The sequence below is a fragment of the Bradyrhizobium sp. genome (genome assembly GCF_035570375.1).
Classification (GTDB): domain Bacteria; phylum Pseudomonadota; class Alphaproteobacteria; order Rhizobiales; family Xanthobacteraceae; genus Bradyrhizobium.
In genome coordinates this window covers 42881-54526 of record NZ_DATMLW010000001.1, presented here as the reverse complement: position 1 = coordinate 54526, position 11646 = coordinate 42881, and the positions used below count along the sequence as shown (strand labels likewise).

13 protein-coding genes are annotated in these 11646 nt (G+C 62.2%); 6 read left to right on the top strand and 7 right to left on the bottom strand.

Annotated elements, in window-relative coordinates; genetic code table 11:
- The coding region (locus VNX23_RS00265) for a Ku protein (protein WP_325626789.1) at positions 1-945 on the top strand (945 nt) is incomplete at its 5' end.
- A gap of 74 nt (positions 946-1019) precedes the next feature.
- Positions 1020-1250, top strand: coding sequence for a hypothetical protein (locus tag VNX23_RS00260; RefSeq protein WP_325626787.1), 231 nt, complete (start codon positions 1020-1022; stop codon positions 1248-1250).
- Between the two features lie 3 nt (positions 1251-1253).
- On the opposite strand, the gene VNX23_RS00255 is transcribed toward VNX23_RS00260, so the two are convergent.
- The 3 genes from VNX23_RS00255 to VNX23_RS00245 form a co-directional block, all read right to left on the bottom strand.
- Positions 1254-1418, bottom strand: coding sequence for a Flp family type IVb pilin (locus VNX23_RS00255; protein ID WP_325626785.1), 165 nt, complete (start codon positions 1416-1418; stop codon positions 1254-1256).
- A gap of 168 nt (positions 1419-1586) precedes the next feature.
- Entirely contained in the window at positions 1587-3161 is a 1575-nt protein-coding gene (locus VNX23_RS00250) for an MDR family MFS transporter (protein ID WP_325626783.1), read from the bottom strand.
- A 123-nt stretch (positions 3162-3284) separates the two neighbouring features.
- Positions 3285-3821 (bottom strand): YcgN family cysteine cluster protein, encoded by a 537-nt coding sequence (locus tag VNX23_RS00245; RefSeq protein WP_325626781.1) that lies wholly within the window; start codon positions 3819-3821, stop codon positions 3285-3287.
- 606 nt (positions 3822-4427) lie between these two features.
- On the opposite strand from VNX23_RS00245, the gene VNX23_RS00240 reads away from it, so the two are divergent.
- The 3 genes from VNX23_RS00240 to VNX23_RS00230 all read left to right on the top strand — a co-directional run bounded on the left by VNX23_RS00240 (position 4428) and on the right by VNX23_RS00230 (position 7934).
- A complete protein-coding gene (locus tag VNX23_RS00240) occupies positions 4428-6698 on the top strand; it encodes a PBP1A family penicillin-binding protein (protein WP_325626779.1) in 2271 nt (756 codons plus the stop codon).
- Between the two features lie 94 nt (positions 6699-6792).
- On the top strand, positions 6793-7371 hold the full coding sequence (locus VNX23_RS00235) for a DUF1214 domain-containing protein (RefSeq protein WP_325626777.1): 579 nt from the start codon (positions 6793-6795) through the stop codon (positions 7369-7371).
- Complete coding sequence (locus VNX23_RS00230; RefSeq protein WP_325626775.1) at positions 7368-7934, top strand: DUF1254 domain-containing protein; 567 nt, start codon at positions 7368-7370, stop codon at positions 7932-7934. Before VNX23_RS00235 ends, VNX23_RS00230 begins: the two co-directional genes overlap by 4 nt.
- A gap of 67 nt (positions 7935-8001) precedes the next feature.
- On the opposite strand, the gene VNX23_RS00225 is transcribed toward VNX23_RS00230, so the two are convergent.
- Both VNX23_RS00225 and VNX23_RS00220 read right to left on the bottom strand, forming a co-directional pair.
- Positions 8002-8781: a hypothetical protein gene (locus tag VNX23_RS00225; RefSeq protein ID WP_325626773.1), complete on the bottom strand. Its 780-nt coding sequence runs from the start codon at positions 8779-8781 to the stop codon at positions 8002-8004.
- A gap of 17 nt (positions 8782-8798) precedes the next feature.
- Complete coding sequence (locus VNX23_RS00220) at positions 8799-8993, bottom strand: hypothetical protein (protein ID WP_325626771.1); 195 nt, start codon at positions 8991-8993, stop codon at positions 8799-8801.
- Between the two features lie 247 nt (positions 8994-9240).
- Here VNX23_RS00220 and VNX23_RS00215 point away from each other — a divergent pair, with 247 nt between their 5' ends.
- On the top strand, positions 9241-10227 hold the full coding sequence (locus tag VNX23_RS00215; protein WP_325626769.1) for a DUF2336 domain-containing protein: 987 nt from the start codon (positions 9241-9243) through the stop codon (positions 10225-10227).
- Positions 10228-10326: 99 nt separating this feature from the next.
- Here VNX23_RS00215 and VNX23_RS00210 read toward each other — a convergent pair whose 3' ends face one another.
- Both VNX23_RS00210 and VNX23_RS00205 read right to left on the bottom strand, forming a co-directional pair.
- A complete protein-coding gene (locus VNX23_RS00210) occupies positions 10327-10671 on the bottom strand; it encodes a DUF1491 family protein (RefSeq protein ID WP_325626767.1) in 345 nt (114 codons plus the stop codon).
- Positions 10672-11030: 359 nt separating this feature from the next.
- The gene (locus tag VNX23_RS00205) at positions 11031-11645 is read right to left on the bottom strand and encodes a peptidoglycan-binding protein (protein ID WP_325626765.1); all 615 of its coding nucleotides are present in this window, start codon (positions 11643-11645) and stop codon (positions 11031-11033) included.
- Position 11646: the final 1 nt, after the last annotated feature.

Genomic DNA, 11646 nt, shown 5'->3' with positions numbered 1-11646 from the left:
GCCAACTGGAAAGGTTTCTTACGCCTTTCGCTCGTGACCTGCCCGGTCGCCCTTTATCCGGCGACGTCGGACACGGAAAAGGTCAGCTTCAACCAGGTCAACCGCAAGACCGGCCACCGCATCAAATATGCCAAGGTCGATGCGGACACCGGCGAGGAAGTTGCCGCCGACGACATCATGAAGGGCTACAAGGTCGATACCGATACCTACATCGAGGTGTCGAAGGAGGAACTTGACGACATCGCGCTGGAATCGACCCACACGATCGAGATCGACGAGTTCGTGCCGCATGCCGACATCGACAACCGCTATCTGATCCGCCCCTATTACCTCGTGCCTGACGGCAAGGTCGGCCACGACGCCTTCGCGGTGATCCGCGAAACCATCCGCAGCATGAACAAGGTCGCGATCGGCCGCGTGGTGCTGACCAATCGCGAGCACATCATCGCGCTGGATCCGCTCGGCAAGGGCCTGATGGGAACGCTGTTGCGCTACCCCTACGAGGTGCGTAGCGAAAAGGAATATTTCGACGACATCCAGGACGTGAAAGTCACCAAGGACATGCTGGATCTCGCCAAGCACATCGTCGAGAGAAAGTCGGGTTCGTTCGAGCCGGAAAAATTCGAGGATCACTATGAATCCGCGCTGATCGACTTGATCAACAGAAAGCGCAGCGGTATTCGACCCACCGCCAAAGCCGCGCCCAAGACCGGCGGCAACGTCATCAATCTGATGGACGCGCTCAAGCGCAGCCTCGCCAACGAGCGCCAGGCGCCCGCCCCTGCCGCCAAGGGAAAGAAGACGAAGAAGCGGATGGAAGGCCAGCGCGAAATGCTGCTGCCAATCAGCGGCAAGCGCGCCGCCAAGGAAGAAACCAAGACTCAAGCACCCAGGAAAGCCGAGAAAGCGGCGCGCACTCCGGCTCGATCGAAGAAGGCCGGGTAGCGCAACGTGTTCGGGGCCAGGCTTGACCGGATTTGACGGAGCGATTTTGCCGCCCCGACAGCTTGCAGCCTGAGATGCCCTGGTCGGCACCCTTCGAAGAGCCGATACGCCTGCGCGGCGGCCGCGAACTGGCGACGCTGCAGCAAGCCGCCGACTATATCATGAAGCTTCCGAAAACCGTCCAGCGGCAGCAACGCTGGCAAGTCGCGGTTGAGAACCTGATCAACGCGGCCGAGGTCGGCGGCGGCTGGCTGATGTTCGCGCGCATCGCGGTGATGCGGGCGCTGAATGCGGAAGACCAGTAGTCCTTATTTCAGTGAAGTATTTATCGAACTGAAATTGGCGTTGAGGCTGGTACCGATGCCGTTAACCGCGGTGAGAATCACGATGCTCAAGCCGACTGCGATCAGGCAATATTCGATGGCGGTTGCCCCGGATTCATCGCTTAGGAATCTTGAAATCAATTGCTGCATTCAAAACTCCTGTGCACAAAGGCTCGCCTCTTCCGCTACGCCCGCAAATCTAAACAGCATTGGTTGCGAGTACATTGACGAAGAGCCTGAACGCCGGGTTACCGGAAAGGTCGCAATTTTTGGCTTTCCGATCGACATCGGACTTCAGACATCCTCCGCGCTAGCTCCCTACTCGGCCATGTCGACGGGCGTTGCGGGGCCGGCGAGCGGCCTTTCCTCCATCAGGATCATGCAGAGCGAGGCGGCAACGAGCATGACCGCGGCAGCGCCGAACACGAATCGGAACGCCGCGACCATGTCAGCCGGTGGTATCGAGCTCACCGGACCGCGATGTTCGCCCGAGAGTGAAATATCCGCGCCGAGCGCCGCCAGCAGGATGGCGCTGAACACGGCCACGGTGAAAGAAGCCATCAGGGCGCGGAAGAAATTCACCGCGCCGGTGACGGTGCCGACCTGCGAGCGCGCCACCGCGTTCTGCGCGGAAACGGTGGAGACCGGAAACGCGGTGCCAAGGCCCACCGCGAATATTGAAAGCAGCACCAGCAACAGCCAGAGCGGCATCGGCGCAAGCGCCAGGACTGCGCCGGTGACCGCCCCGCAAAGCGTACCGACTATGGCGACCCGCTTGTAATGCCTCGAGCGCGCCATGGCGCGACCGGCGATGGCTGCGCCGCCGGTCGAAACCGCGGCCAGCGGGATCAAGGCAAGTCCGGCTTCGCTGGCGGTCAGGTGATAAACCACCTCGTAGTAGAGCGGCAGGTAGACGGTCAGCCCCAGCATCGCGCCCATAGCGCAGCCGCCGCAGGCCATCGCGTAAGGCACCACCGTTCCGCCCATCAGCGGCAGCGGCAGGAAAGGCTCCTGGGCCCTCGAGGCGTGCCACACGAACGAAAGCGCAAGCGCGGCCGACGCCCCGATCATCGATATGATCACGGGCGAAAGCCAGAAATAACGGTTGCCGCCCCAGGTCAGGACCAGCATGAACACCACGGCTGCCGCCATCAGCAGAATGCCGCCGAGCCAGTCGACCTTCCGCAGCCGGTGATACACCGGGATTTTCTTCATCTTCGGCAGCAGCATCGCCAGCGACGTCAGCCCGAGCGGCAGGTTGATCCAGAAGATCATCGACCAATGCAGGTGTTCGGCGAACACGCCGCCAAGGATGGGGCCGCCGACTCCGGCAGCCATCCACACGCCACTGAAGTAAGCCTGGTACTGGCCGCGTTCACGCGGCGTGACGACGTCCGCAATCACGGTCTGCACGATCGGCAGGATGCCGCCGCCGCCGAGGCCTTGCAGGCCGCGCGCCACGATCAGCACCGGCATGTTCGGCGCCACCGCACACAACACCGAGCCCACGATGAAGAGGCTCATTGCGGTGATGATCGTGGCGCGGCGACCGTAGATGTCGCTCAGGGTGCCAAAAACCGGTGCGACTGCGGTGGACGCGAGAAGGTAGGCGGTGATCACCCAGGACAGGCTGGAAACATCGTGAAATTGCCGGCCGATGGTCGGCAAGGCGGTGGCGACGATGGTCTGGTCGAGCGCTGCCAGAAACATCGTCAGCATCAGGCTGGTCAGGATGGTGCGGACTTCGCCTGAGGTGAGCGGTGCGGGCGGCGCAATCGGCGGTGCGTCGCTGATATCGAGAATGTCTGCAGGCACCGACGCGAGCTCACCCGCTTCTGCGGGCAATGTCTGTTGGTCGGCCGGTTGGCGGCCCTGCCGTTCGAACTTGTTCATGCGGAGCGGTATTCGGGGAATGCGACCAAGGCCGCCTTGGACTCGTTAGTGTATTTAGGCAGCGAATCGCGGTTGCGGCAGCCGCCTGCGCGCATGGGTGCGTCCCGCCGCAGTATCAGCGAACTATTTCAGAAGCCTCTGATCTTCAGGGCGCGGCGGCTTCTTGATGCGGGCGCGCTTTGGCAATTGCACCGGCCACTGCACGACGTGGTCTTCCAGGTCTTCGTCCGGAATCTCGTTTTCGGTTCCGCGCACCCGGCCGCGCACGGAAACGCCGGCTTCGTGAACTGTGTTGGGATCACCCGAAATAAGCGGGTGCCACCAGTAAAGGTCACGGCCTTCGGCCACCAGACGGTAACCGCAACTCGGCGGCAGCCAGTTCAGGGTGCGGACATTGGCAGGCGTGAGCCTGACGCAGTCGGAAACCTGCTCGGAGCGGTGCGCGTAGTCCTTGCAGGCGCAAAGACCGGCATCCAGCAATTTGCAGGAGACATGGGTGAAATAGATCTTTCCGGAGTCTTCATCCTCGAGTTTTTCGAGGCAGCAACGTGCACAACCGTCGCACAGGCTTTCCCATTCAGCGTCGGACATTTCCTCCAACGCCTTGGTTTTCCAGAAGAATCCTTCCTGTTCGGAAGCTGGCTTGGGCTTGGCGGTCATGGCTCCTGGCTCTGCGCGCGGCTTTTTGACCTGCGCCCTTCTAGGGGTTGATGCGGCAGAGGTGCAAGTGGGTTGCAGGACCGCATGACGAAGTGGTGGATGATGTTATCTGTGACTGCCAAAATCATGAGGCGGACCATTGGTTTATGGCCTCCGCTCGGTTACAGAGGAAACGGCCCGCGATCGCCGGAAACGCCTTGGGTTTGCCGCAACATTCCCGCAAGACGTCCCGACAGTGCCCGGCCAACCTGCCTGAAGCGCTTTCAAACGATACTGATCGAGGGTCCTGATGCCGCTGATTTGAGGTTCCTTCATTGCAAGCAGCAAGCCCGACCGGGAACTTCGATCGATGACCAACGCTAGTGCGGCGAATTTGCAGTTCCTATCGGTATCGCGGCAAGTTCGTGATAGGCACTTCAAATTCAAAGCCGCACTAGAATCAACAAGTTGCTAGAGCTCCATTGATTCCGAAGTTCGCATCAGAGGTCGCCACGATAGCTTGCGAACTTCGGAATCGGAGCTCTAGAATCTGAGATTACGGTAGCTCCTTGTTTTTGAAATTCATACAAGGGGTGTTGGAAACGAGTCGCGAACTTCGGAAAGCCAGTGCGCAAGATCGTGCCCACGGAATGGAAACGGAAAATCCGGCACTGGCTGCTGGATTTCGACGCACGCATCGACTCCACCCTGTTCTCTACCGGCAAGGGCGCGCGCGAACTCTACGAGCGGTACTCCACCTTCATGGACCGCTTCCACGTCGGTCGCTGGAAGCGCTGGGTCTTCATCGAGCCCTTGTCGGAGGCCGCCACTATCGGGCTCGGCGGCCTGATCCTGATGCTGGCTTTGGCCGTGCCGGCTTTCCGCGAAACCGCCGACGAAGACTGGCTGAAGAAATCCGATCTCGCCGTAAGCTTCCTCGACCGTTACGGCAATCCGATCGGCAGCCGCGGCATCAAGCACAATGATTCGATCCCGCTTGAGGATTTTCCGGACGTGCTGATCAAGGCAACGCTGGCAACCGAGGACCGGCGCTTCTACGAGCATTTCGGCATCGACGTCGCAGGCACGTTTCGCGCGCTCCTGACCAATGCGCAGGCCGGCGGGGTGCGGCAAGGCGGTTCATCGATCACGCAGCAGCTCGCCAAAAACCTGTTCCTGAGCAATGAGCGCACCATTGAGCGCAAGGTGAACGAGGCATTTCTCGCCGTCTGGCTGGAGACGCGCCTTACCAAGAACGAAATCCTAAAACTCTATCTCGATCGCGCCTATATGGGCGGCGGCACGTTCGGCGTCGACGGCGCGGCGCACTTCTATTTCAACAAGTCGGCGCGCGACGTCAATCTCGCGGAAGCCGCGATGCTTGCCGGCCTGTTCAAGGCGCCGACCAAATATGCCCCCCACATCAACCTGCCGGCCGCGCGTGCGCGCGCCAACGTGGTGCTGGACAACCTCGTCGATGCCGGCTTCATGACCGAAGGTCAGGTGTTCGGTGCGCGGCGCAATCCGGCGACCGCCGTCGATCGCCGCGACGAGAACTCCCCGAACTATTATCTCGACTGGGCGTTCGACGAGATGCGCAAGCTGGTCGAGACGTTTCCCAAATCCTACATCGAGCGCGTCTTCGTGGTTCGCACCGCCATCGACATGAACGTGCAGCGCGCCGCGGAAGATGCCATCGAAAATCAGCTGCGGCAGTTCGGCCGCGACTATCACGCAACCCAGGCCGCCTCCGTGGTCGCCGATCTCGACGGCGGGGTGCGCGCGATGGTGGGTGGCCGCGACTACGGCGCCAGCCAGTTCAACCGTGCCACTGACGCCTACCGGCAGCCCGGATCCTCGTTCAAGCCTTATGTCTATACGACCGCCCTGCTCAACGGCTTCAAGCCGACCTCGATCATCGTCGACGGCCCGGTCTGCATCGGCAACTGGTGTCCGCAGAACTACGGCCACTCCTATTCGGGCGCCGTGACGCTGACCCAGGCCATCACCCGCTCGATCAACGTCGTTCCGGTGAAGCTGTCGATCGCGCTCGGCGGCAAGGCATCAAACCCGGCGAAGGTCGGCCGAGCCAAGATCGTCGAGGTCGCGCGCCGCTTCGGCATCAGGGCGCCGCTGCCGGACACCCCCTCGCTGCCGATCGGCGCCGACGAAGTCACTGTGCTCGAACACGGGGTGGCGTATGCGACCTTCCCCAACAAGGGCAAGTCGGTCACCCCCCATGCGGTTCTGGAGGTGCGCACCGGCGCCGGCGATCTGGTCTGGCGTTTCGATCGCGACGGCAAGAAGCCGCTCCAGGCGATTCCGGCATCGGTTGCCGCCGACATGGCGCAAATGATGAGCCATGTCGTCAGCGAAGGTACGGCACGGCGCGCCGCGCTCGATGGCATTCCGACCGCCGGCAAGACCGGCACCACCAACAGTTATCGTGACGCCTGGTTCGTCGGTTATACCGGCAATTTCACCTGCGCCGTCTGGTTCGGCAACGACGATTACTCCCCGACCAACCGGATGACCGGAGGCTCGCTGCCCGCGCAGACCTGGCACGACATCATGGTCGCAGCCCATCAGGGCGTCGAGATCAAGGAGCTGCCGGGCGTCGGCGCGGGCACGAAACTGCCCTCTGCTCCGGCTTCGGCGAATGTGGCGGCCAACGGCGCTGCAAAACCTGCGGAATTCAAAGGGGCACCGCCGGTTCTCACCAAACGCGGCGCCGACATTCTGGTTCACGTGGAGAAATTGCTCGACGATGCCGCCAAGACCGCGGGCGACCCGATCAAACCACCCAAACCGGTGTCCTCAAGCTCTCCAGGTTTTCCGGACAGCTTTGCCTCGGCATCGCCCGACAACCCGGCGCCCTCCGCGCAGCGCAAGAACTAATGTGGCGGATTTGACGTTCCGCGCCAAGTTGATGTTTTTCCTGTCAATGTCGCTACAAGCTGATTTGCGGATTTCGGAATTGGGGTTTTAGCCCGTGCGGCTGATCTTCATCACCTTGCTCGCGCTGATGCTCGCTACCGTCGTCGGCCTTGGCGCGACATGGATGACGGCGACCCGGGGCACCGATCTCGGCGCCCTGACGATCGGCGCCTGGACGGCGCGGCCAAAAACCGGCACCGCCGATATCGACCCCTACTCCCGCGCTTCGATTGCCCGCAGCGGTGAACTCCCGGTCGGCACGGGGGACGGCGTGGCATTTTCGGCCACATCAGACGATCGCAAGCGGCCGCTCGATGGCCGGTGCGACGTCATCGTGAGCGGGGTCACGCCTGCTGCGCGGTTCTGGACGCTGACGCTCTACGATTCCAAGGGGCGGCTGGTTGCAAATTCGCTGCAACGTTACGGCTTCACCAGCCAGGAAATCGTGCGCAGCGCCGACGGTTCGTTCGAGGTAAGGGTGGCGGCGCGATCGCGAGCCGGAAACTGGCTGCCCACCGGCGGCATTGAACGTTATGCGCTGGTGCTTCGCCTTTACGATACGCCGGTTGGCGTGGCGACGCGAAGCCAGCGCGATGCCCCGATGCCTTCGATCGCCACGGTGGGCTGCCGATGATCCGTCTTCTGTTCACCATCGTCGCGGGGGTGCTGCTGGGCGGCATCGTGCATCTGGTCAGCGTGCTGGGATTGCCGCGGATTGCGACCCAGGACGCCTATTCGCGCCTTGCGCCGATCACCAGGCTGAACGCCGTCACATCGCTGCCGCAGCCGGATCCCGGCAACGCGCCGCTGCCTTTCATGGACCCGGCTTTTGCGGTGGCGATCTGCCGCTACGACCTGTCGCAAGGACCGATCAAGCTGACGGTCCCCGTGAGCCAGGCCTATACGTCTGTGTCGTTCTACACGCGCAACGAAGTCGCCTATTACGCCATCAACGACCGATCCGCCGGACGCAAGGTGATCGAACTCGACCTGATGACCGAGGCCCAGCACGCCGAGTTGCCGGAAGACGAGGACGTGACGGCGGCCGACCGCTTGATCATCGATGCTCCCACGGCGGCCGGACTGATCGTGATGAAGGCACTGGCGCCCGAGCCCGGCCTGATGCCGCAGGCGCAAGCCAGTCTGGCCGCATCCAACTGCAAGGTGCAGGCGGAGCCGACCCCGGCGAAACGCTGATGCGAGCGAAACCGAGGTGCCATAACGCACACGCGGCCAAACTGACAGGAACGTCAAATCCGCCGCACTAGCCCCGCGTCGTCAGCGCGGGCCCGACGACGGGTTGTCCCACAATCGGAGGATGGGCAGCCCGCGCGGCGAGTTCGCCGATCAATCGATCGGCGTCGGAGGCCATGTTGTCGGGAGCCTGGATCACCAAACGCTCCAGCGCCCAGCGGTAGGAGGATATCCTGCGCTCAAGGCACTGCTGAACCCACTGCACGATCAGCGTATTCTCTTGCATGCGTGCCACCGCATCGGCGTGCTCGGGCGGCGACAATTGCGAGACATGGGCAAGGCTGGTATTTCGCTTTTTGTCGAGATCGATAACCTGGATGGCGGTCGCATAAAACGGCTCGAAGCGCGTCAGGTCGTCGCGCACGTCGTCGATCAGTTGCGCATAGCGAGAGGCATGCGAGCGGTGCGGCTCATCGATCAAGAGACGTCCGTAGGCGGTGCGATCGAACAGCACCCTCTGTCGCCAGGGCGCAGGCAGTGGCTGGTAGTCGCCGAATACGCTCTTCCAGGCGGGTCGCGAATGCGGCGGCTCGATCAGGGGATAGGCAAGATCGCGAAGCTGCCGCTCGTTGTCGGTCAGCTGGAATTGCGACGACGGCAAACCGAGGCTGCCCGTCGCCTCGACGCCCATCCAGCGGTGCATGTCGTCGTTGAGGAAATCCTGCCGGGTGCGGCCGAAATCGCCGCCGCTGCATCCAGCGAGCACCGCCCCCGTCGCGAACAGCGTCAGCAGCGATGCGGAAGTGCGACTTCGTAATCTGGTCCGGATCGGAAGAAACGTATCCGGCATATCGAATGTCCGATTGATCAGCGCCGGCGACGGCGACGGCCGGGAGCGGTACCTTCTTCCGGTCCTCGACCGCCACTGGTTTCCTCCGACTGGCGCTCGATCCGGATGACGGGAAGGATCAGGACGGTTCCCATGCCTTCGCGCGAGACGCCATCCATGCTTCCCAGCCGGCGCGATGGCGCATTTGCCGGAAATTCAATGATGGTGCCCATGCCGCATTCTCTCCGATTGCCGCTTGCGACGCGAATTGCAGCGACGGCGTCATTAAGAACAGGACGTGGTTAACAGCATCTTAATGCACGCCGTCGCGCCTTTTTCCCGCAGCGATCACCGGATGACACGCGATGGGACAGTGGGCGCAAATCAAGCGGGAAGCTTTCAGGGATTGTTTTCCTTAACGAGCTTTTAAAGCGCGTGAACTAGGCTGGCGCGAAAGATTACTCAGTCGCGTACCCTGTTATGACCAATCCTCCGCCATTCCCGGGCTTTGACGGGTTGATGAGTCTCTCCCGCCGCGAGGGCGTCGACATCCGTCCAACGTTGCTTCGCGTGCTCACCGATCTCTATGTCCAGGCCTCCACCCACAGCGAGGAAGAGGCACGGCAATTCGTCGAGCTCACCTCTCGTCTGATCGATCAAGTCGACGACGCTACGCGCGCAGCCGTGCGGGCGCGGCTTGCGATCTATCCGGGCACGCCGGCTCCGGTCTTGAGACAACTCCGGCTCAGGCCGGCCGATCAGCCGGTGTCGCTGGCGCAAGGGATTTCTGCCGATTCAAATCCTGCAGATTTACCTACGCCGCCGTCCGGCGCACCGGGCGAGGCGCAACTGCGCCTGACCTCAACTCTGTCGATGCAGCCAGCGGATGCCGCCGAGCTCAGCGCCATGTTTTTCGGCGCGAGCTCGAGCGAGCGCGCGTTGATCCTGCACAATCTTTCGCAGACGCCGTTGAAGGCATCGCCTCGCGTTCCTGTCGCGCGCGCAGAGCGCGCCATCGAGGCGCTGGAAATGGCCGCGTTTGTCGCCGATGTCGAAAACTTCACGCTCGAACTCAGCGAAACGCTGATCCTGCCGTGGAAAATCTCGACGCTGGTGGTCAACGACCTCGGTGGCGAGCCGCTGGCCTGCGCCGCCAAGGCGCTTGGCATGCCGAGCCCGGTGTTCCAGCGGGTGTTGCTGTTCTTGAAGCCCGAAATCGGCACTTCTGTTTCCGCGGTCTACAGGCTATCGCGCCTTTTCGACATATTGAGTGAGCGTTCCGCCCTGATCATGCTGGCAGCGTGGCGCGGCTCGACCATGGCGGTTGCGCGTGCCAGGTACCGTCCCGCGCTCTACGACGACGAACGCAATCGCGCCCGGCCGGCACCGGGACAGACCCGCTCCGGGCCGCAACTTCCCGGCGCTGGCGTCCTGCCGCGCACGGGTTCGCAAGGCTCGGGACGCTAGCGTTCCAGTTCCGACGTTCGTATGACCTTGCCGCACGCACTTTGCGCGCCATCCCGGAATGACGGAAGAGTTTTGCGCGCAAGGAATCGGCGCTCCGCTTCAGTCTCGCGCCAGATCGAGAAAATGCCGCCCTGCGCGGTCCTCGGTCTCCACGATCCATGCATCGGGGTCGAATCGGACTTCCTTCTGAAGCCGTTCTTCCACGGATCTTTCCGGAACAGGTTCCTTGGATGCAGCCAGGAAAAACCGCTCGATCGGGCGGCTGTCGTCATAGACCGTCTGCGGTGCCGGCACATAGAGCATGGCGTTGCCATCGAGCAGCGCCACCTTGACGAATACCGCACCCGCCTCTTCCGCGCCCCGCCGGCGCACCGCACCAAACACGCCTGCGGCCTGGCAGCGGCGCAAATAGGCCGCCACCCATATGCTGGTTTTCAATCGCATGCGATCGACGATAGGCCAGCGGCTGACAGGACGCTAGTGCGGCGAATTTGATATTCCTATCGGTATCGCGGCAAGTTCGTGACAGGAACTTCAAATTCAAAGCCGCACTAGAATAAAAAGCTGCTAGAGCTCCTTTGATTCCGAAGTTCGCATCAGAGGTCGCCGCGATAGCTTGCGAACTTCGGAATCGGAGCTCTAGGGCGGCGAATTTGATGTTCCTATCGGTATCGCGGCAAGTTCCTGATAGGAACTTCAAATTCAAAAGCCGCACTAGAATAAAAAAGCTGCTAGAGCTCCTTTGATTCCGAAGTTCGCATCAGAGGTCGCCGCGATAGCTTGCGAACTTCGGAATCGGAGCTCTAGTCGATCGGGTGTCCGATCGTGGCCGTCAGTTCGCGCACCAGCCGATCGGACAACTGGCCCGTCACGGGAAGCTTCCGCGCTCGCTCGAACTTCTGGATCGCGGCCTGCGTATCCGGACCCATGATGCCCGTGGGTTTCAACTGGCCGTAGCCGTAATCGGTGAGCGCGCGCTGCACTGCCGCCACCCGGCGTGAGCCGATCACAGCATTAGCCGCGGAGTCGCTGTGGGAAATCACCGGAATCGCCCCAGGCGGCCGCGGAACCACGGCTAGCGCAGGCGGCGTTGCGCCTGTCGTCTTGACAAAATTGGCCAGCGGATCGGCAGGCTTGCTTTCCGCCGGCCTGGAATCCTCGGCATCGAGCGGACGCGAACGCGGCAATGGATTGGCTGGCGTTGCGCCGGCCGAATGCAGCGTGACCGAGCCGAACATCGGCGCAGGATGGCGCCCCGCCTGGAGGAACAAGGCGTTGGCAATGATGGCAACGACGAGAGCAAAGGCCGTCGCGCCCGCAAACGTGTCCTTCGGACTACGCAACAGGATACGCAGGAAAAGGTTGCGCTCAACGTCCTCGAACGCCGCGGTCTTGCCACCCCGGCGGCGTCGCGACATG

Excerpts from the sequence above, each read along its gene's own strand:
- VNX23_RS00260 (WP_325626787.1), top strand. The coding sequence starts at position 1,020 with ATGCCCTGGTCGGCACCCTTCGAAGAGCCGATACGCCTGCGCGGCGGC.
- VNX23_RS00255 (WP_325626785.1), bottom strand. The coding sequence starts at position 1,418 with ATGCAGCAATTGATTTCAAGATTCCTAAGCGATGAATCCGGGGCAACC.
- VNX23_RS00250 (WP_325626783.1), bottom strand. The coding sequence starts at position 3,161 with ATGAACAAGTTCGAACGGCAGGGCCGCCAACCGGCCGACCAACAGACA.
- VNX23_RS00245 (WP_325626781.1), bottom strand. The coding sequence starts at position 3,821 with ATGACCGCCAAGCCCAAGCCAGCTTCCGAACAGGAAGGATTCTTCTGG.
- VNX23_RS00230 (WP_325626775.1), top strand. The coding sequence starts at position 7,368 with ATGATCCGTCTTCTGTTCACCATCGTCGCGGGGGTGCTGCTGGGCGGC.
- VNX23_RS00225 (WP_325626773.1), bottom strand. The coding sequence starts at position 8,781 with ATGCCGGATACGTTTCTTCCGATCCGGACCAGATTACGAAGTCGCACT.
- VNX23_RS00220 (WP_325626771.1), bottom strand. The coding sequence starts at position 8,993 with ATGGGCACCATCATTGAATTTCCGGCAAATGCGCCATCGCGCCGGCTG.
- VNX23_RS00215 (WP_325626769.1), top strand. The coding sequence starts at position 9,241 with ATGACCAATCCTCCGCCATTCCCGGGCTTTGACGGGTTGATGAGTCTC.
- VNX23_RS00210 (WP_325626767.1), bottom strand. The coding sequence starts at position 10,671 with ATGCGATTGAAAACCAGCATATGGGTGGCGGCCTATTTGCGCCGCTGC.
- VNX23_RS00205 (WP_325626765.1), bottom strand. The coding sequence starts at position 11,645 with ATGTCGCGACGCCGCCGGGGTGGCAAGACCGCGGCGTTCGAGGACGTT.